Annotated in this window: 13 protein-coding genes; 9 read left to right on the top strand and 4 right to left on the bottom strand. The window is 64.5% G+C overall.

Features of this window, described 5'->3' with window-relative positions:
* Both IB277_RS16360 and IB277_RS16355 read right to left on the bottom strand, forming a co-directional pair.
* Nucleotides 1-1,581 carry an ABC-F family ATP-binding cassette domain-containing protein gene (locus IB277_RS16360; protein ID WP_090300975.1) on the bottom strand — a complete coding sequence of 527 codons (1,581 nt, stop codon included), beginning with the start codon at nt 1,579-1,581 and terminating at the stop codon, nt 1-3.
* Between the two features lie 161 nt (nt 1,582-1,742).
* Nucleotides 1,743-3,554, bottom strand: coding sequence for a diguanylate cyclase (locus IB277_RS16355; protein WP_110818544.1), 1,812 nt, complete (start codon nt 3,552-3,554; stop codon nt 1,743-1,745).
* Between the two features lie 268 nt (nt 3,555-3,822).
* Between IB277_RS16355 and coaBC the strand changes: the two genes are divergently transcribed.
* Entirely contained in the window at nt 3,823-5,031 is a 1,209-nt protein-coding gene (coaBC, locus tag IB277_RS16350) for a bifunctional phosphopantothenoylcysteine decarboxylase/phosphopantothenate--cysteine ligase CoaBC (protein ID WP_090300980.1), read from the top strand.
* A 270-nt stretch (nt 5,032-5,301) separates the two neighbouring features.
* Here coaBC and IB277_RS16345 read toward each other — a convergent pair whose 3' ends face one another.
* Nucleotides 5,302-6,108, bottom strand: a complete 807-nt coding sequence (locus IB277_RS16345) for a class II glutamine amidotransferase (RefSeq protein ID WP_034797533.1) — start codon at nt 6,106-6,108, stop codon at nt 5,302-5,304.
* A 271-nt stretch (nt 6,109-6,379) separates the two neighbouring features.
* Here IB277_RS16345 and IB277_RS16340 point away from each other — a divergent pair, with 271 nt between their 5' ends.
* From IB277_RS16340 to IB277_RS16310, 7 genes are all read left to right on the top strand, one after another.
* On the top strand, nt 6,380-7,507 hold the full coding sequence (locus IB277_RS16340) for a Gfo/Idh/MocA family protein (RefSeq protein WP_090300982.1): 1,128 nt from the start codon (nt 6,380-6,382) through the stop codon (nt 7,505-7,507).
* 305 nt (nt 7,508-7,812) lie between these two features.
* Nucleotides 7,813-8,667 carry a MurR/RpiR family transcriptional regulator gene (locus IB277_RS16335; protein WP_060519708.1) on the top strand — a complete coding sequence of 285 codons (855 nt, stop codon included), beginning with the start codon at nt 7,813-7,815 and terminating at the stop codon, nt 8,665-8,667.
* A gap of 124 nt (nt 8,668-8,791) precedes the next feature.
* Nucleotides 8,792-10,729 (top strand): 5-dehydro-2-deoxygluconokinase, encoded by a 1,938-nt coding sequence (gene iolC / locus IB277_RS16330; protein WP_090300985.1) that lies wholly within the window; start codon nt 8,792-8,794, stop codon nt 10,727-10,729.
* A 73-nt stretch (nt 10,730-10,802) separates the two neighbouring features.
* Nucleotides 10,803-12,656 carry a 3D-(3,5/4)-trihydroxycyclohexane-1,2-dione acylhydrolase (decyclizing) gene (gene iolD / locus IB277_RS16325; RefSeq protein ID WP_110818546.1) on the top strand — a complete coding sequence of 618 codons (1,854 nt, stop codon included), beginning with the start codon at nt 10,803-10,805 and terminating at the stop codon, nt 12,654-12,656.
* 98 nt (nt 12,657-12,754) lie between these two features.
* Nucleotides 12,755-13,654, top strand: coding sequence for a myo-inosose-2 dehydratase (gene iolE, locus IB277_RS16320; RefSeq protein ID WP_034797543.1), 900 nt, complete (start codon nt 12,755-12,757; stop codon nt 13,652-13,654).
* 261 nt (nt 13,655-13,915) lie between these two features.
* Nucleotides 13,916-14,716, top strand: a complete 801-nt coding sequence (gene iolB, locus IB277_RS16315; protein WP_060580637.1) for a 5-deoxy-glucuronate isomerase — start codon at nt 13,916-13,918, stop codon at nt 14,714-14,716.
* Nucleotides 14,717-14,882: 166 nt separating this feature from the next.
* The gene (locus IB277_RS16310; protein ID WP_060580636.1) at nt 14,883-15,302 is read left to right on the top strand and encodes a GFA family protein; all 420 of its coding nucleotides are present in this window, start codon (nt 14,883-14,885) and stop codon (nt 15,300-15,302) included.
* Between the two features lie 18 nt (nt 15,303-15,320).
* Here IB277_RS16310 and IB277_RS16305 read toward each other — a convergent pair whose 3' ends face one another.
* Nucleotides 15,321-16,016 carry a DUF2268 domain-containing putative Zn-dependent protease gene (locus IB277_RS16305; RefSeq protein ID WP_162731845.1) on the bottom strand — a complete coding sequence of 232 codons (696 nt, stop codon included), beginning with the start codon at nt 16,014-16,016 and terminating at the stop codon, nt 15,321-15,323.
* Between the two features lie 200 nt (nt 16,017-16,216).
* Between IB277_RS16305 and IB277_RS16300 the strand changes: the two genes are divergently transcribed.
* Nucleotides 16,217-17,023: an AraC family transcriptional regulator gene (locus IB277_RS16300; protein WP_110818548.1), complete on the top strand. Its 807-nt coding sequence runs from the start codon at nt 16,217-16,219 to the stop codon at nt 17,021-17,023.
* Nucleotides 17,024-17,110 lie beyond the last annotated feature (87 nt).

Here is a 17,110-nt window from a genome sequence, read left to right as displayed (position 1 = left end):
TCAGGAAAGTTCGATCCGCCTGGTGATGCCGATCGCCTCCAGGAAGGCCCAGTCGTGGCTGACGACGAGCAGCGCGCCGTCATAGGCCCTGAGCCCCGCCTCGACCGCCTCGATGGAATCGATATCCAGATGGTTGGTCGGCTCGTCGAGGATCAGGAGCTGCGGCGGATTGCGACCACCGAGCACGCAGGCCAGACCGGCCCGCAGCATCTGGCCGCCGCTGAGGCTCGAGACGACCTGCAGGGCAGCATCGGCCCGGAACATGAAGCGGGCGAGCGCTGCCCGGCAATCGTTCTCGCTGGCATCAGGATTGAGACCCCGAAAATTGTCGCGGATAGAGAGCGCGGGATCGAGCAGGCTTACCTTTTGGTCGAGCATGGCGTGATCGACCAGCAGGCGCACGCTGCCGGACCATGGCTGTAGATCACCCGTCAGCAGCGACAGCAGGGTCGTCTTGCCCGAACCGTTGCGGCCGGTAAGCGCAACGCGCTCCGGCCCGACGATCGAGAGCGACAGCCGGTCGACGACCGGCTTCCCCCGTTCATAGCCGACGCCGACGTTATCGACCTGCAGGACACTGCGACCGGCAGGCAGTCCGGTCGGCGGCAGGCGAACAGTCAGCGGCTGCAGGATTTCGATGCGCTCGCGCGCTTCGACGAGATCGCCGACCGCCTGGTCCCGTCGCCGGTCCGCAAGGCGGGCATTGTCGCCGCCGGTCTTTTCGCTACGCTCCTTCCTGGCGTCGAGCAAGAGCAGCGGTTCGTCGCCCTTGGCGCGCTTGCGGCGGCCGGCGGCATCCTTGCGCGCCTTGCGTTCGGCCGTCTCCTGGGTCTTGCGCTCGACCTCGGCCAGACGCCGCTCGGCATCGGCGAGATCGTGGCGAGCAGACGCCAGCTCGATCGCCTTGCGTTCACGATAGTGGCTCCAATTGCCGCCGTAGGTGGTGGCGCCGAGCGTTGTCAGTTCGACGATTGCGTCCATCTCTTCCAGGAGTTCGCGATCATGGCTGACGACGATGGCGCCGCCGCGCCAGCCCGCCATCAGCGCAGCGACGGCCGCCCGCCCCTCGCGGTCGAGATTGTTGGTGGGTTCGTCGAGCAGGATGAAGTCAGGCTCCTTGAAGACGAGCGCGGCAAGCTTCACGCGGGTCATCTGCCCGCCGGACAAGGCGGCAAGGCGCGTTTCCGCCGAAGCGTCCAGACCGACGCGCGCCAGCGCTTCCTCCATGCGGGCCTCCAGCGTCCAGTCGGCGGAAGCCAGCTCGTCCATGGTGGCGCCCCCCTCTTCTGCTTTCTGCAGAACCGCAAGCGCGTCGGTGACGCCGAAGAGATTGGCGACGGTCTCGTCGGCCGCGACCTGAACGGTCTGGCTGAGCACGCCGAGGCTACCGACGACGCTGACCTTGCCGGCCTGCGGCGCCAGCGTTCCCTCGACCAGTCGCAGCAGGGTGGATTTTCCCACGCCATTGCGACCGACAAGGCCGGTGCGAACGGGACCAAAGCTCAGGTCGAGATCGGAAAGGAGGCTTCGGCCCTCAGGCGCGGACCACGAAATACGGGAGAGTGAAATCGAAGCAGGCATGGATACGGTTTTCCCTGATGGCAAGACGGTTCGGCTTGGCGGTCAGGGTGAAATCCATCGATGCGTGTATCCTGTTCAAATTTCTATCGCGGTCATAGATAGCATCGAATGCGCCCGTTTCAAGGCAGGCCCTTCGATACAGACCTGCGGGGGCCAGGGGATCAGGCGAGGCTGCGCTGCACCTCGTCGTCGCCGAAGACGAGCCCGGAGGCCCGCACGCTCCGGTTTCGGCCGTGGTTCTTGGAGTCGAGAAGAGCGGCATCGGCCCGGGTCAGGAGCGTGGCTACAGGCCCATCGTCCGGCGCCGAGGCAACGCCGACCGAGACCGAAACCGTGCCCAGAATCCGGCCGCGATGCGACAGCGGCGTCGTGCCGATCCGCGTCCTCAACCGCTCGGCAAGCTCGAAGCCCGCGGCTTCGCCGGCGTCGGGCATGAGCACGGTGAACTCCTCGCCGCCGAAACGGTAGGCACTGCCGGCATCGCCGACCGTGTCGACGATGATCTGCGCGACATACTGCATGACGACGTCGCCGGCATCGTGGCCGAACTCATCGTTGAAGCGCTTGAAGTGGTCGATGTCGATCATGAGGCAGCTGAGCGGCTTGCCGGCCTGCCCGCGCGGCTGCCGGTTCAGCGCCTCATCGAGGCAGCGCCGGTTGAGCAGGCCCGTCAACGCATCGCGGACGGCGAGATTGGTAAGCTTCTCGCGCAGCTGAAGATTGGCGACGGCAAGCCCGATGTTTTCGGCGATCAGTTCGAGATAGAGGCGCGACGCCTCGACCGCGAATTGCTCCTCAAACCGTTCCTCGAAGTAGAGGAGCCCGATCGTGTCGCCCTGGGCCGTCAGCGGCACGCAGAGGCCGATCACGCCTTCATCGTCGAGGTGCTGGCAGGCGATGTCGCTGTGGCCACGGTTGCTGACATGCGGCCGGCCGCGGCGGAGCCCCCAGCAGGCGCTGGACGGAAACGTCGGCGCCGAGTGCTGCGGATCGAGCCAGGTACCGACGCGCGACAGGAGCGTCCGGCTGTCGTTGAGCACATAGAGATGGCCGGCGAGGTTGGGAAAGACCTGCGGCGCGAAACGGGCGACGACCTCGGCCAGTTCGTCCTGGCTCTGGCAGGCCTGCAGCCGGTGCATCATCTGCAGGATGAGATCCTTGGTCTGCTGGTCCAGCCGCCGCTCCGCGTCCAGACGGTCCCGCTCCAGGCCGTTTTCGCGGAAGATATGGATCGCCTTGTTCATCTCGCCGATCTCGTCGCTGCGGCGATCGAGCGGGACTTCCACGGCGTAATCCTGCTCGGCAAGTCTTGTGACTATACCGCTCATGCGGGTAAGCGGCATGGCGACGCGGCGCTTGAGGATGAAATAGAGCACGCTCAGGAACAGGGCGGCGGTGATGCCGAGCATCGTCTTGGCGGCGGCCGCATACCAATCGCTGCGCTCCTGCGCCTCGTTGAGGGCCGCGCCGGTGCGGACGTTGGTCAGGTCCCTAAACCGCGCCACCGTCTCAAGAAGGGCGGTCTGCAGACGCTCGTGCTCGGGCCCAAAGAGCTTTTCCTGCGCGCCGGCGCGGTCACCCTTCTGATAGGCATCGATGGCGGCAACCTCGACCTTGTCGAGCGCTTCCGCCTCGCGAACGATATCCTGCAAGGCGGCGATCTCCGCCGGCGTCGCGCCAAGATTGGTCGCGGTCTTGGTCGCCTCCTCGCGGCGGCGTTCTTCTTCCTCGGCGCGGTGGAAGGCTTCGAGATGGCGCTCGTCGCCGCGCATCACATAAAGACGTGCCTCGTCACTTCGCGTTTCAGCCCCGAGCGCAAGCTCTTCGCCGAGTGTATCAAGCACCAGATGCTGCTCAACCGCTTGGCGTTCCTTGATCGCGCTGTCGGTCGACAGGATGAAGGCGGCACCGGAAAGCCCCGTCAGAAGGACGGTCACGCCATAGGCCCAGTTTGTGATCGCATTTATTCGCATGGAAGAAGCTTAGCCCCCGCGGATTGAGAGCGGATTAACCGCATTATCAGGCTTCGGCAACAGCCACTGCCCCGGTTGACGCAAGCGGCGCAGCTTTTGTTCCGCCCCCTCGACATGCCGGCCCCTCCGGACACGTTGCGCCCGGCAGATCGCTCAAGTAGGTTCGACATCAAAGGCGTCGGTGAGGCCGGTCGCCTGGACTATTCTGGTATCGCGTAGGCTCGGCAGCCCATGCCGGGCGAGAGGACGGCCGAAGGGCCGGGTGCAAATGACACTGTCGGGCAAGCGTATTCTCCTCATCATCTCCGGCGGCATCGCGGCCTATAAGAGCCTCGATCTCATCCGGCGCCTCAGGGAGCGCGGCGCAAGCGTGCGGCCGGTCATGACATCGGGCGCACAGCAGTTCGTGACGCCGCTTGCCGTCGGCGCGCTTTCGGCCTCGCATGTCTATCTCGACCTGTTTTCGCGCGAGGACGAGCAGGACGTCGGCCATATTCGGCTGGCGCGCGAATGCGATCTGATCGTCGTGGCACCCGCGACCGCCGACCTGATGGCGAAGATGGCGAACGGCCATGCGGACGATCTCGCCTCGACCATTCTGTTGGCAACGGACCGCCCTGTCCTGGTTGCGCCGGCGATGAACCCGAAAATGTGGGCGCATCCGGCGACGCGCCGCAACCGGGCGACGCTTGCCAGGGACGGCCTCCGCTTCATCGGCCCGGAAGCGGGCGAAATGGCCGAAAGCGGCGAGGCCGGCGAAGGCCGCATGAGTGAGCCGCTGGCAATCGTCGCGGCCGTTGAAGACCTGCTCTTAGGCGCGCCAAAACCGCTTGCCGGGCGCAGCGTCGTCGTCACCTCAGGGCCGACGCATGAGCCGATCGACCCGGTGCGCTACATTGCCAATCGCTCCTCCGGCAAGCAGGGCCATGCGATCGCCGCGGCACTAGCAAAGCTCGGCGCCGACGTCACGCTGGTCTCCGGCCCCGTGACGATCCCGGATCCGGTTGGTGTGAAAGTCGTGCATGTGGAGCGGGCCGAAGAGATGCGCGATGCGGTGCTTGCCGCCCTTCCCGCCGATGTCGCCGTCATGGTCGCCGCCGTTGCCGACTGGCGGGTGGCGACGGCCGCCGGCAACAAGATCAAGAAGAAGCCGGGCGAGGCGCCGCCGCCGCTGCAGCTTGCTGAAAACCCCGATATCCTGAAGACGGTCGGCCACCATGCGAAACGGCCAAAGCTCGTCATCGGCTTTGCCGCCGAGACCGAAAACGTCGCCGACAACGGCCGCGCCAAGCTCGAGCGAAAGGGCGCCGACTTCATCCTCGCCAACGACGTCTCGCCGGCAACCGGCATCATGGGCGGCGACCGCAATAAGGTGAAGCTGATCTCACATGCCGGCAATGACGACTGGCCAGAGATGGACAAGGACGCGGTGGCGGAAAAGCTGGCGGCGATGATTGCCGAGCAGCTGGCGCGCTAAACAATCGATCTCATGGCAAATGCCCCTCACCCGAGCCCTCTCCCCGCAAGCGGGGCGAGGGGACGCGGCACACGCGATATCGCGTCCCGTTGGCTGCGGGCTTAGCCTCTCCCGTCTAACCTCGAGAACGATGATAATCGGTCGCTTTCTCGAAGAGCCAGTCGTGGACGAGCGAGCGCCACGCGTCCCTTCTCCCTGCCTGCGGGGAGGAGGTGGCGGCAGCCGGATGAGGGGCGCGGCGTCCTCGTCGAAGTCGAAAGCGCCGCCGGCTCAGGCCATCTGGCGAGATCTGACCGGCGTGCCCTTGGTCGAAAACAGCCGAACATCGACTCCGTTTTCGCCGACGATGACCGCGGTGCCGTCGGGGATTTCGACCCAGGCACTGTCGTCGTCGTTGAGCGGTTCGGAGACAAGGCAATAGCCACCGCTCGGGCCCATCGGTGCGGCATAGAGCGTCGGCGCCTTCCAGTCGGAGGCGTAGCGCACAGCGTAGAGATCCTGGCCGTCGGAGAAAGCTGCGGTGAAGCGCACCAGCACCTGGCGCTCCAGATGCTCGGCAAGCTGTTCGATAAAGGCGAGCGCCTCGGCGATCGCGCCGAGCGGATCGCGGTCGAGCCCGAACTGCATGGCGAGAAGAAACAGGAGCTCCGAATCCGTCGTGCCGGTGCGCGCCGAATAGAGGTCATTGTCGAGCATGCTCTCCATCGGACGGCGCAGATGCTCGAAGTCGCCGATCTGGCCGTTGTGCATGAAGGACCAGCGGCCGAAGACGAAGGGATGACAGTTGTCGCGCCTGGTTCCGCCGCCGGTCGCGGCGCGCACATGGGCGAGGAAGAGCGGCGAGCGGATCTGCCGTGCGATGCTCTTCAAGTTGCAGTCGGACCAGGCCGGCAGGATATCGCGGTAGCGCCCCGGCTCGGGATGGTCGCCGTACCAGGCGATGCCGAAGCCGTCGCCGTTGGTGGCGGTCTTGGCCCGTGTCGCGCAATGGGACTGTTCGATCAGCGAGTGCGCCGGAGAGGTCACCAGTTCCTCGAGATACAGCGGCTCCCCGCGATAGGCTGCCCAGCGGCACATGCTGATTTCACTCCAGCTCCGCTCCGTTCACTGCGGAGCGATTCGTTAACCATGACGAAACGCGATGTTCCAACGGAACATGGTAAAAATGCGTTAACACATTCCCCCTTCGTCAAGGTGAAGCTAACCGGAACGCACAGTTTTGGCTGTTTCAAACGGCACAACGTCGGTATCGCCGTAGCATTTCGAACAAACATTCCATATTGACAAAACTTGCAAAATTCATTTCATTTCAGACCAACACGACAGCGCCGCCAGGGAGGAATTCAGCATGGGCAGAAAGCGCAAACTCGGCATCGGCCTGATCGGCACGGGCTTCATGGGCAAGGCCCATGCGCTCGGCTTCACCATTGCCGCGCGGGTCTTCGACCTGCCCTTCGAGCTCGATCTGGTTTCGGTCGCCGACGTGACCGTCGAGAGTGCCGAACGCGCCCGCGGTCAACTGGGCTTCCGCAAGGCGACCGCCGACTGGCGCGAGCTCTTGACCGATCCGGATATCGACATCATCGACATCACCACGCCGAACCTTTTGCACAAGGAGATGGCGCTTGCGGCGATCGCCCATGGCAAGCACGTCTATTGTGAAAAGCCGCTGGCGCCGACCGTTGCGGAATGCCGCGAGATGGTTGAGGCGGCCGAGAAGGCGGGCGTCGTGACCCAGGTCGGCTTCAACTATCTGAAGAACCCACTGATCTTCCTTGCCAAGGACATCATCGAAAGCGGCGAGATCGGCGAGATCCGCTCGATGCGCGGCATCCATGCGGAAGACTTCATGGCCGACGCGCAGGTTCCGTGGGGCTGGCGCCTGAACCCGGCCAGCGGCGGCGGTGCGCTTGCCGACATCGGCAGCCACATTATCGCCTCCATGCGCCACCTCGTCGGCCCGATCAAACAGGTGCTTGCCGAAACCATCATCCAGATCCCGGAACGCCCGGTTTCCGCTGGCTCCAGCGAAACCCGCGCCGTCGAGGTCGACGACATCACCCGCGCCTTCGTGCGCTTCGAAAACGGCGCCACCGGCAGCTTCGAGGCAAGCTGGATCGCGACCGGTCGCAAGATGCAGCACGATTTCGAGATCTACGGTTCGAAGGGCAGCATCGTCTTCACCCAGGAGCGGCTGAACGAAATCCGCCTCTACAAGACGGGCGATGATATCCGCACCCGCGGCTTCCGCACCATCTGGGCCGGACCGGAACATCCGCCCTATGGCGCGTTCTGCGTAGCGCCGGGCCACCAGATCGGCTTCAACGACCTGAAGGCCATCGAGGTGAAGGAGTTCCTCGACGCCATCGCCGGCGGCAAGTCTCCCTCGACCGATTTCCGCGAAGGCTACGAGGTGCAGAAGGTGCTTTCGGCGACCTATCAATCGGCCAAGACAAACGAATGGGTGCGGATCTAGGCGGCTTCGACGGCCGGCGTGTCGTAGGAAAACCATCTATTTTTGCTCGCACGTCGGGACGCTAAACCGCTACGCACTTTTCCTGGAAATGCCGCCCGTCTTGCTGCGCATTTCCGGACGCAAAACAGCTTCGCACTTTTCCTGGACATGCTCTCTGTTTTGGTGCGCATTCCGGACGGAAATCCGCTTCGCACTTTTCCTGGACATGCTCCGAGAAAAATAGAATGCCTGTTCTATCCCGTTCCCGACTAATCGATTAGGGTGAGGCCGAAAGCCAGACTGACATCGAGGGAGACGAGCGAGACATGGCCATGCCGGAAACGACGACAGAGGTGCCGCAGGATTTCGAGGCGCTGAAAGCCGCCATTCTGGAACGCAAGGCGGAGCTGCCGAAACGGCTGCGCCAGGTTGCCGCCTATTCGCTCGACAATCCCGACGAAATCGCCTTCGGCACGGCAGCGAGCATCGCGACTTCCGCCGAAGTGCAGCCGTCGACGCTGGTGCGCTTCGCCCAGCATTTCGGCTTCGAGGGCTTTTCCAGCCTGCAGCAGATCTTTCGCGCCCGGCTGCGTGAGCGCACGCCCGGCTATGAGGACCGGCTGAAGGCGCTCAGCGCCAACGACCACAGCAAGCTCGAAAGCGGTTCGATCTTCAACGGCTTCGTCGCTGCCGCCCACCGCTCGCTCGACAACATCGCCTCCTCGGTGGATCCTGAAGCCTTCGAACGCGCCGTCGATATCCTCGCCAAGGCCGACACCGTCTACCTGATCGCCAAGCGCCGCTCCTATCCGATCTCCAGCTACATGGCCTATGCCTTCGGCAAGCTGAAGGTGAAATACCAGCTCGTCGGCACGGCCGCCGGCATCGACGAGGACATGCTGGCGATGGCAACGAAAAACGATGCCGCCTTTGCCGTCAGCTTCTCGCCCTACGCCTCCGAAAGTGCGGCCCAGGCGCGGCTTCTCGCCGAACGCAAGGTGCCCGTCGTGTCGCTGACGGACTCGGCCTTCTCGCCCTTGGCAGAATCCTCGAAGGTCTGGTTCGAACTGGTCGAGGCCGACCATGCCGGCTTCCGTTCTCTTTCCGCCAGCATGGCGTTTGCCATGGCGCTGACGGTCGCCATCGCCGAGAAGCGCCAGCGCCTCGCCGAGGGCGGCTAGGCAAAACGGAACAGATAGAATGAAAATTCCATATTGACGAAACGTCGGAATTTATGTTTCATACGGCCATCACCCACAGTACGGAAATGGTCGGGCCCGCCAAGGTGTCCGCGGGGAGGAAGCAGTGAGCCAGAACGTTTCGGCACAGGGAGCAAAGCCGCTCGACCTGATCACCATCGGCCGGGCCTCGGTCGATCTCTATGGCCAGCAGATCGGCACGCGGCTTGAAGATGTTTCGAGCTTTGCGAAGTCAGTGGGCGGCTGCCCCTGCAACATCTCTGTCGGCACCGCCCGCCTGGGCCTGAAGTCAGCGCTTCTCACCCGCGTCGGCGACGAACAGATGGGCCGCTTCATCCGCGAGCAGCTCATCCGCGAAGGCGTCGAAACGCGCGGCATCGTCACGGATCCGGAGCGGCTGACGGCGCTCGCGATCCTCGCCGTCGAAAACGACAAGACCTTCCCGCTGCTCTTCTATCGCGACAACTGCGCCGACAACGCGCTTTGCGAAGATGACGTTTCCGAGGAGTTCATCCGTTCCGCCCGCGCCGTGCTCGTCTCGGGAACGCATTTCTCCAAGCCGAACACGGACGCCGCCCAGCGCAAGGCGATCCGCATCGCCAAGGAAAACGGCGCGAAGGTCGTCTTCGACATCGACTACCGCCCGAACCTCTGGGGCCTTGCCGGCCATGACGCCGGCGAGAGCCGCTATATCGCGTCGGATCGCGTTTCGGCGCATCTGAAAACGGTTCTTGCCGATTGCGACCTGATCGTCGGCACGGAAGAGGAAGTGCTGATCGCCTCGGGCGAAAGTGACCTGCTCCAGGCGCTGAAGACGATCCGCTCGCTCTCCAAGGCGACGATTGTGCTCAAGCGCGGACCGATGGGCTGCATCGTCTATGACGGTCCGATCACCGACGACCTCGAAGACGGCATCGTCGGCAAGGGCTTCCCGATCGAGGTCTATAACGTGCTCGGCGCCGGCGACGCCTTCATGTCCGGCTTCCTGCGCGGCTGGCTCAAAAACGAGCCGCACGCGACGTCTGCCACCTGGGCCAATGCCTGCGGCGCCTTCGCCGTCTCGCGCCTGCTCTGCGCGCCTGAAATCCCGACCTGGACGGAACTGCAGTTCTTCCTGGAAAAGGGCAGCAAAGAACGGGCCCTGCGCAAGGACGAGGCGATCAACCACGTTCATTGGGCAACCACACGCCGACGCGATATCCCGCTTCTGATGGCGCTGGCGATCGATCATCGCAGCCAGCTCGAAGACATGGCCGCCGGCGACCAGGCTCTGCTTGACCGCATTCCCGCCTTCAAGGTGCTGGCGGTGAAGGCCGCCGCACAGGTCGCGGCCGGCCGCTCCGGCTTCGGCATGCTGATCGACGACAAGTACGGCCGCGACGCGCTTTACGCCGCCGGCGCCCATCGCGATTTCTGGATCGGCAAACCGATCGAGCTTCCGGGCTCGCGGCCGCTGCAATTCGAATTCAGCCAGGATCTCGGCAGTCGCCTGATCGACTGGCCGGTCGACCACTGCATCAAGGTGCTCTCCTTCTACCACCCGGACGATCCGGCGGAGTTGAAAGCCCAGCAGGTGGCAAAGCTCCGCTCCGCCTTCGAAGCGGCGCGCAAGGTTGGCCGTGAGATCCTGATCGAGATCATTGCCGGCAAGCACGGCAAGCTCGACGACCAGACCATTCCGCGGGCACTGACCGAACTCTACGATGCCGGGCTCAAGCCGGACTGGTGGAAGCTCGAGCCGCAGGCGAGCCGCGGCGCCTGGGCAGCGATCGATGCCGTCATCGAGGCACGCGACCCGCTCTGCCGCGGCGTGGTGCTCTTGGGCCTCGAAGCGCCCTATGAGCAGCTCAAGGACGGCTTTGCAGCCGCCCGCACTTCGAAGACGGTCCGGGGCTTTGCCGTCGGCCGAACGATTTTCGCCGATGCCGGCCGGGCCTGGCTCGGCGGCACGATGAGCGACGACCAGGCGATCGCCGACATGGCCGGAAAATTCAAGGCCCTGGTCGATCTCTGGCTGCAACTGGGTGAAACTAAGGCGGCATAGGATCGACAGATATCAGTCGATAATGCCGGACAGGGCGGAACGGGACGATTCCGCCACGAGGAGGAAACAGATTATGAGCCAGAAGACCGTGCGCCTGACCGTGGCCCAGGCCGTGGCGCGGTTCCTGACCCGCCAGATGACCGTCATCGAAGGCAAGAAGGTGCCGATCTTCGGCGGCGTCTTCGCCATCTTCGGCCATGGCAACGTCGCCGGCGTCGGCGAAGCGCTGCACGCGATCAAGGACACTCTACCGACCTATCGCGCCCAGAACGAACAGGGCATGGCGAATGCGGCGATCGCCTTTGCCAAGGCGAGCTTCCGCCGCCGCTTCATGGCCTGCACCACCTCGATCGGCCCCGGCGCGCTCAACATGGTGACCTCGGCAGCACTCGCCCATGTCAACCGCCTGCCGGTCCTCTTCCTGCCCGGCGATGTGTTCGCCAACCGCCGCCCCGATCCGGTGCTGCAGCAGGTGGAAAGCTTCGGCGACGGCACGATCTCGGCGAACGACTGCTTCCGCCCGGTCTCGCGCTACTTCGACCGCATCAGCCGGCCCGAACAGATCATCCCGGCGCTGCGCCGCGCCATGCAGGTCCTGACGGATCCGGCCGATTGCGGCCCGGTAACGCTGTCGCTCTGCCAGGATGTCCAGGCGGAAGCCTACGACTACCCCGAAAACTTCTTCGACGAGAAGGTCTGGGTGCCGCGCCGCGTCGAGCCGGATCTCGACGAACTGGCGACGGCGATCGCGGCGCTGAAGGAAGCAAAGAAGCCGATCATCATCGCCGGCGGCGGCGTGCTCTATTCCGAAGCGAGCAAGGAGCTCGGCGATTTCGCCGAACGCCACGGCATCCCCGTGGTCGAGACGCAGGCCGGCAAGTCGGCGCTGCCGCATTCGCATTCGCTCAACATGGGCTCGGTCGGTGTGACCGGCACCACCGCCTCCAACGCGCTTGCCGAGGATGCCGACGTGGTTCTCGCCGTCGGCTCGCGCCTGCAGGACTTCACAACCGGCTCCTGGGCGCTCTTCAAGAACGAGGGCCTGAAGATCATCGGCCTCAACGTTCAGCCTTTCGACGCCGGCAAACACAACGGCCTGCCGCTGATCGCAGACGCCCGCGCCGGTCTCAACCGCATCTCCGGCGGTCTTGGCGGCCACAAGGCCGATCCGAGCTGGACCGCGAAGGCCAAGGCCGGCAAGGCGGAATGGCTGGCGGCGGCCGACAAGGCGACGGCCACGACCAATGCCGCCCTCCCCTCCGACGCGCAGGTGATCGGCGCCGTGCAGCGCGCCCGCGGCGGTAAGAACACGACGCTCGTCTGCGCCGCCGGCGGTCTACCCGGTGAGTTGCACAAGCTCTGGCAGGCGGAAGAGCCCGGCGGCTACCACATGGAATACGGCTTCTCGACCATGGGTTACGAAGTTGCCGGCGGTCTCGGCGTCAAGCTCGCCAAGCCCGAGAGCGACGTGATCGTCATGGTCGGTGACGGCAGCTACATGATGCTGAATTCGGAGATCGCCTCTTCGATCATGCTTGGCGCCAAGTTCACGATCGTGCTGCTCGACAATGCCGGCTACGGCTGCATCAACCGGCTGCAGATGGGTACCGGTGGCGCCAACTTCAACAATCTCTTGAAGGACACCCATCACGTCGAACTGCCGCAGATCGACTTCGCGGCGCATGCCGGCGCGATGGGCGCCGTCACCCGCAAGGTCGGCTCGATCTCCGAGCTCGAAGCAGCGCTCAAGGAGACCGCGAGCGAGACGCGCACGACCGTGATCGTCATCGACACCGATCCGCTAATCACGACCGAGGCCGGCGGCCACTGGTGGGATGTCGCAGTGCCCGAGGTCTCGGGCCGCGCCCAGGTCAACGCGGCGCGCGAGGGTTATGAGAAGGCGCTCGCCGCACAGCGCTTCGGCTAAGATTGCCCTTTCGGCGCCCGCGTTTTCGCGCGGGCGCTTTTCCCGTTTATGCTCACAAAACATCCGCCTTCCGCGGATGGCATCAGAAAGTGAAAGACATGATCCGCTACGGAACTAACCCGATCGCCTGGAGCAACGACGACGATCATTCGATCGGCGCGCATTTGACGCTCGAGGACTGCCTGTCCGATTGCCAGAAGATCGGCTTCGACGGCATCGAGAAGGGCCACAAGATGCCGTCCGATCCGGAAGCACTGAAGCAGAAGCTCGGCTCCTACGATCTCGTATTCGTCTCCGGCTGGCACTCGACCAACCTGCTCACCCATGACGTCGAGGCCGAGAAGAAGGCGATCCAGCCGCATCTCGACCTCCTGAAGCACAATGGCTGCAAGGTGGCAATCGTCTGCGAAACCTCGAACGCCATCCATGGCGACGACGGAAAGTCGGTCGCCAACGACAAGCCGGTGCTGCCGGCCGACCAGTGGAAGAAGTTCGGCGCCGACCTCGAAGCGATCGCGCAATATTGTGCCGACCAGGGCATCGACCTCGTCTACCATCACCACATGGGCACGATCGTCCAGACCGGCGAGGAAATCGATCTCCTGATGCAGAACACCGGCCCGGCGACCAAGTTGCTGCTCGACACCGGGCACGCCTGGTTCGGCGGTTCCGATCCGGCCGAGGTCGCGAAGAAATACATGCACCGCGTGCGCCACATCCATTGCAAGAACGTGCGTCCCGCTGTCCGCAAGGTCGTCGAGGGCGAAGGCCTCTCCTTCCTCGAAGGCGTGCGCCGTGGCGTCTTCACGGTTCCCGGCGACAGCGAAGGCGGCGTCGACTTCCTGCCCGTACTGAAGATCGCCGCCGAGCACGATTATTCCGGCTGGCTGGTGATCGAGGCGGAACAGGATTCGGCCGTGCGCAACCCTTTCGAATACCAGTCACTTGGGTTGAAATCGCTGAAGGCCTTCGCCAAGGAAGCCGGGCTCGACAAGTAAGCCGTCACTTTCGGTCGCCGGACTTCACGGGGCGTGCCCCTCATCCGCGCGGTGAGGGAGGCCCTCATCCGGCTGCCGCCACCTTCTCCCCGCCGGCGGGGTGAAGGGATAGGCCGCGCCCTCCGGTCCCTCGCGACGTAGAGGTGGGGAGCGCGACGCAAACTCCGAAAATCCCCTCTCCCCGTAAGCGGGGAGAGGGCTAGGGTGAGGGGCAGGCCAACCATTCGGCGCGGCTCCAGAAAAAGTATCAGGGAGATCGACATGTCCAAGCTACTCGTCAAACCGAAGGCCAAATCGGGCCTCATGCAAAACGTGACGCCGGAGAGCGCCGGCTGGACCTATGTCGGCTTCGCGCTGGAACGGCTGAAAGCGGGCGAGACGACCGAGGGCGAGACCGGCGACAAGGAAATCTGCCTGGTGCTCGTGTCCGGCAAGGCGAAGGTCGCCGTCGACGGCGAAAGCCTCGGCGAGCTCGGCGAGCGCATGACCCCCTTCGAGGGCCAGCCCTATGCCGTCTACGTGCCGAAGGGCAGCCGCTGGCAAGCAACGGCCACCTCCGACCTCGACCTTGCCATCTGCTCGGCCCCGGGCGGCGACGGCTTCAAGGCGAAGGTGATCGCACCGGGCACCCATCCGCAGATGACCCGCGGCAAGGGTACCAACACCCGCTACGTCACCAACATCATGCCGGAAGATGACGGCTCGGCGCAGTCGCTGCTCGTCGTCGAGGTGATCACGCCCGGTGGCCATACTTCCTCCTACCCCCCGCACAAGCACGACCAGGACGACCTGCCGGCCGAGAGCTATCTGGAAGAGACCTATTACCACCGGCTGAACCCGCCCCAGGGCTTTGCGATGCAACGCGTCTATACCGACGATCGCTCGCTCGACGAGACCATGGCAGTCGAGGACGGCGACGTGACGCTGGTGCCGAGGGGCTATCATCCGGTCGCTGCCGTGCACGGCTACGACGTCTATTATCTCAACGTCATGGCCGGACCGAAGCGCATCTGGAAGTTCCACAACGCCCGCGAACACGAGTGGCTGTTTACCGGCGTGTAAGCGGCGAACCAAACGGTGGCACTCCACCGCTCTCCGTCCATGCCGAACGGCGGGGCGAGACGCTGCGATCCTTGAGCCCGATCGCCCAATGAGGCTTCGGGCGGATGAGAGTGGCATAGCCTTTCGCCCGGACCGCCCTAGCTTTCCCGCTTTCAGGGAGGGCTCCATGCATATCGACGGGCAATGCCACTGCGGCTTCGTCACCTACGAGGCGGAGATCGACCCGGCCGATGTCGGGATCTGCCATTGCACCGATTGCCAGCAACTGACGGGATCGGCCTACCGCGTCACCGCCGGCACGGAACGGGAGAACTTTCGGCTGACCGGCGGCGAACCGAAGCTCTATGTGAAGATCGGCGCAAACGGGCGGCAGCGGCTGCAGTTCTTCTGCCCGAACTGCGGCTCGCCGATCTATACGACCGGCACCGACGAGGACGCGCTGGAGGTTGGCATCCGGGTGGGAACGATCAACCAGCGCCGGCAGCTCAGACCGCGGTCGCAGATCTGGTGTTCCTCGGCGTTGCCCTGGATCGGCGACGTCAGGAAGCTGCCGGGCCGCGATCGCGACGAGGCGCCTCACGCTTAGCCATCTCGGCCTGAACCATCATGCGGCGACGAGCAGACGATCCTTGAGCGGCGCCCATGCTTCGCCGATCACGACCGATGCCGGCGTCGCCGTCATCTGCGATGGGCGCGCCTGCGGATTGACAGCAAGATAAGTCTTCACCAGATGATAGCCGATCGTGTAGCCGGCCCAGCGCGGCAGAGACCGATCGGTGCCAAAGAACCAGCCTGCGTGATCATAGGTCTCGGCCCAAAGCTCTCGTTCGGCGCGCTCCAACAAGCTTTCCCAATCCGCGGCGTTGAGCGCATGATTCCACACATGGCCGTCGCCGCCGTTGATCTCGGCATCGAAAGCATCGGCCAGCCCCTCGCTGACCAGCGCTTCGCCGAGCTTGGAACCATAGCCGCAGGTCGCGTGGCGAAAGGAATGATGCAGTTCGTGCGTCAGCAATTTGCGCACTTCTCCCGCACTAAGGCTCGCCTCGAAATTCTCGTTGCCGGGATCGACCGTGAAGACGACCAGCGCCCTGCGGTAGCAGGCGCCCGCAACACCGAGTTCGGGGATCGTCTCGCCCGCACGATACTCGACGAGGACATCGATGGGGGCGGCGCTGTCCGAGGCAGAAACCGCCGCGCCGACACGCTCGGCGGTTTCCCGCACGGCCTCCCGTATTCGTTCGTGCCACGGCGCCAGAGATCCGTCCGCTTCGAGAAAGTGAACACGAAGATCCAGCATTTCGACCATCTCCTATTGTCTCAGCCGCCTGGAACCGCAACGTAAGGATGCGGCCGGTGATTGCAACGCCGGAAAGATGAAAGTTTCTGCGACCCACCGATGTCAGCCGGAGCAGGAGGCGTCATGAGGCGTCATTGCGATGGCCGGATGCGGCGCCTCGGTGTACAAGACAAAGCTGGAGAACGGAGCAGGCGCGCGGGATGGCGAAGGGCAAGATCAGGATGCTGCGCAGTGCCGCCGCGGGCATAGACGCTGTCGAGGCCGAAACGCGCCAGTCCTTCGCCCGCCACACGCACGATCAGTTTGGCATCGGTCTCATCTATGAGGGCGCGCAGAAGTCGCTCAGCGGCCGCGGCATTGTCGAAGCCGGCGCCGGCGACATGATCACCGTCAACCCCGGCGAGGTGCATGACGGAACGCCGATCGGTGATGCCGGCCGCGCCTGGCGCATGCTCTACTTCGATCCCTCGGTCATCGCGACTGCCGCCGAGGATATCAGCCAGGGCCGCGCGCATTCCGGCGAGTTCACTGCACCCGCGTTCCACGACCGGGAGGTCGCAGATCACTTTCGGGCACTGTTTGCGGCCATCACCGATCCGACGGCCATGGGCGACGCCATCCGGCACGAGGAGCAGCTCCTGCCGCTGCTTGCAGGCGTTCTTGCAACCGGCAGGCGACACCAGCGTGAACGGCCGGCAACAGTCGCGGCGGCCAAGACGATGATCGACGACGATCCGACGGCCGCGATCACGCTCGCCGATCTCGCCGCCGAAGCCGGGCTCAGCCGCTTTCAACTGGTGCGCAATTTCGCAAGTGCGGTCGGCCTGACGCCGCATGCCTATATCGTCCAGCGCCGCATCGATCTCGCCCGCCGCCTGATCGGTGGGGGCATGCCGCTGGCGGAGGCCGCGTTCGCGGCCGGCTTCGCCGACCAGAGCCACATGACCCGCGTCTTCGTCAGCAAATATGGCCTCTCGCCGGGCATCTATGCCGGGGCCAAAAAGTAGCGCCCGCAATTCCGTTCAAGACCCGAGCCCTCCCCCGGAGCATTGCTGCATCGGCTGCACAGCGACAAGCGCGGCGAAGCAACGGAG

It is taken from the genome of Ensifer sp. ENS07 (assembly GCF_014852185.1).
Taxonomy (GTDB): Bacteria; Pseudomonadota; Alphaproteobacteria; order Rhizobiales; family Rhizobiaceae; genus Ensifer; species Ensifer adhaerens.
This window is presented reverse-complemented; position numbering and strand designations above follow the sequence as displayed.

Excerpts from the sequence above, each read along its gene's own strand:
- IB277_RS16300 (WP_110818548.1), top strand. The coding sequence starts at position 16,217 with ATGGCGAAGGGCAAGATCAGGATGCTGCGCAGTGCCGCCGCGGGCATA.
- iolB (WP_060580637.1), top strand. The coding sequence starts at position 13,916 with ATGTCCAAGCTACTCGTCAAACCGAAGGCCAAATCGGGCCTCATGCAA.
- IB277_RS16305 (WP_162731845.1), bottom strand. The coding sequence starts at position 16,016 with ATGCTGGATCTTCGTGTTCACTTTCTCGAAGCGGACGGATCTCTGGCG.
- IB277_RS16310 (WP_060580636.1), top strand. The coding sequence starts at position 14,883 with ATGCATATCGACGGGCAATGCCACTGCGGCTTCGTCACCTACGAGGCG.
- IB277_RS16360 (WP_090300975.1), bottom strand. The coding sequence starts at position 1,581 with ATGCCTGCTTCGATTTCACTCTCCCGTATTTCGTGGTCCGCGCCTGAG.
- IB277_RS16355 (WP_110818544.1), bottom strand. The coding sequence starts at position 3,554 with ATGCGAATAAATGCGATCACAAACTGGGCCTATGGCGTGACCGTCCTT.
- coaBC (WP_090300980.1), top strand. The coding sequence starts at position 3,823 with ATGACACTGTCGGGCAAGCGTATTCTCCTCATCATCTCCGGCGGCATC.
- iolD (WP_110818546.1), top strand. The coding sequence starts at position 10,803 with ATGAGCCAGAAGACCGTGCGCCTGACCGTGGCCCAGGCCGTGGCGCGG.
- IB277_RS16345 (WP_034797533.1), bottom strand. The coding sequence starts at position 6,108 with ATGTGCCGCTGGGCAGCCTATCGCGGGGAGCCGCTGTATCTCGAGGAA.
- iolE (WP_034797543.1), top strand. The coding sequence starts at position 12,755 with ATGATCCGCTACGGAACTAACCCGATCGCCTGGAGCAACGACGACGAT.
- IB277_RS16340 (WP_090300982.1), top strand. The coding sequence starts at position 6,380 with ATGGGCAGAAAGCGCAAACTCGGCATCGGCCTGATCGGCACGGGCTTC.
- IB277_RS16335 (WP_060519708.1), top strand. The coding sequence starts at position 7,813 with ATGGCCATGCCGGAAACGACGACAGAGGTGCCGCAGGATTTCGAGGCG.